Below are 1,881 nucleotides of genomic sequence, written 5' to 3' on the forward strand. Positions count from 1 at the left end.
TCACCCTGACGGTGCCCTCTCGAACTGGACGATAGAAGCCTGAAGAACCTCTATCTTTCCAGCTCGCGGGGGCATCATCGCATCCGGGCCCTCGTGCTCACATCAATCCCATCGGTGGATCAGGGCTTAGTAGGGTGCAGGAGCAGCAAGGAGCCGAGTTGCTCCTGCAATGCGAGGTAGTAGCACATACGGGCGATAACGATGCCGCCAGTCGGTTGATCCGTCTGGAGATCACGCATCAGGAGATCACTGAAGACCGCAGCGTCGGGAGGCATCTCGTGTGCTACGTAGCCGTGCAGGTCGCTGCGCAAGAGCCGGTCATCGGTCGTGTAGCGCAACCGTCCGGCTAGTTTGATCGGGGCGGCCGAGGCTCGGAGGAAATCGGCGGTCGGCGGGGCGGCCGCGAGGTGGGCAGCCAAGTTCATTCCGCGTCGGTAGGTCGTCTGGACTTCATCGTACGAGTTGTTGACCATGACGAATCCGTCATCGAGCTCGTCCAGCCACCGAAAGGAGGGCAGTTCCACGTTGGCCGTGCGGCCATCTACGTAAACCTTGTCGAACAGGACGAGCGCCTCGACGGCGACCGCTTCGCGATGATCAAGACGTGGCCGGCGCTTGGGATCATGTAGATGAAGCTCCGCCAGCGTCGAGGTATCGACGAGGATGCCTTGCTGCTCGACTGGCGCCATAGTTAGAACTTATCGATGCCCGGCAAGGCGGAATGTCTGATCGGTGCCACACGCGCCTGCCGCTGTTGACGAGCGGCTCCCCTTCGCCCAATGTGGGACGCACACGAATTTGCCGCTGTCCGTGGACACCAGCCAGCCGCGAGCCGTGACGCCTACGAGCCGGCCGGCGCGCAGAACTGGCCGATGAGCGGATGCGTGCTCCAGAGGTCTACTACAGTAGCCGCGCCGGCCTGCACCTCCACAACGAACTTCCAGCTGGCTAAACGACATGCTGTCCCGCCAATTCGCAGGTCCTCAGCCTGTTCGCGAGCCTCTCTAACTCCAGATATAGGCTCGGGTGTTCTTCGTTCGCTCGCCGCTTTGCGACATAAGGCCCGAATTGCTCCTGTGCGAGCATGACGGTTCGTCCAACGGTCCTGTGTACCACCTGCTCGTCTAGGACGTTCATATTAACGCCAGCGGCAATAGATTCTCGTAGCAGCTGAGGAAGGCGATCAGCGTCTTCTCAGTACCGGCGTTACTGCGAACCTCTTCCAGAAAATCGCTCACCGCCTGCGTGTTCTTCAAGGAAGGCACTGCCTTGATATATTCAGTTCGCGCCTCCAGTGTCGACGCCAAAAATTCTAGGGTGGACTGCTGTCGAGAGAGCAGCTGCTCTCCCATATAACCATCCTTGGCGTCGTTAACTTGGGTCCGCAGGAGCCGAATCTGATGCAGAAGGAGGTAAAGCCCGACAGCACTAATTGCTGTGGCGATCGCGGCAAGGTAGAGAGTTGCGGTTGCTTGACTCAATTCAGCCTCCAGCATCGCCGGATCGGGCGTTCGTGCTGTTCATGCCCAAAGTAGATCTGTCACCCAAATGGGTGATCGCCGTTCGCGCCCTTCATCGAAGCGAAACCGGGGCCGGAATGCCAGAGCCGGACAGGCGTTTGGGTGTTCGCCTCATCGGCCGACGTCGCTTGATCGAGATTGACGCGCTCGGCTGCCCGCCTCGCAACGTCGACAAGGTGGCGGGCGCGTCCGGCCGATTCCGAGCGCGACGCTGCCGGTCGGAGCGCGTGATCAGGTGCGCGCTCATCAGCGTAAGACGTTTCGAGTCAAGCCCCTGGTCGGTGCCTCGTCCGTCGTCTGTCCCGGCATAGCGGTAATGGGGTTGGTCCCGGCAGCGTGTAATCGGGTTGGTGAGACGACG

Annotated in this window: 3 protein-coding genes; all 3 read right to left on the minus strand. The window is 60.6% G+C overall.

Annotated features, from left to right (window positions below; all coding sequences use genetic code 11):
• Positions 1 to 119: 119 nt before the first annotated feature.
• On the minus strand, positions 120 to 689 hold the full coding sequence (locus ABD901_RS58445) for a hypothetical protein (RefSeq protein ID WP_345145010.1): 570 nt from the start codon (positions 687 to 689) through the stop codon (positions 120 to 122).
• Positions 690 to 948: 259 nt separating this feature from the next.
• A complete protein-coding gene (locus ABD901_RS59525; protein WP_380138943.1) occupies positions 949 to 1,137 on the minus strand; it encodes a DUF4760 domain-containing protein in 189 nt (62 codons plus the stop codon).
• Positions 1,134 to 1,496, minus strand: a complete 363-nt coding sequence (locus ABD901_RS58450) for a hypothetical protein (RefSeq protein WP_345145012.1) — start codon at positions 1,494 to 1,496, stop codon at positions 1,134 to 1,136. Before ABD901_RS58450 ends, ABD901_RS59525 begins: the two co-directional genes overlap by 4 nt.
• Positions 1,497 to 1,881: the final 385 nt, after the last annotated feature.

Origin of the sequence: Dactylosporangium darangshiense (assembly GCF_039537565.1) — a bacterium.
In the GTDB taxonomy this organism is placed as follows: Bacteria; Actinomycetota; Actinomycetes; order Mycobacteriales; family Micromonosporaceae; genus Dactylosporangium; species Dactylosporangium darangshiense.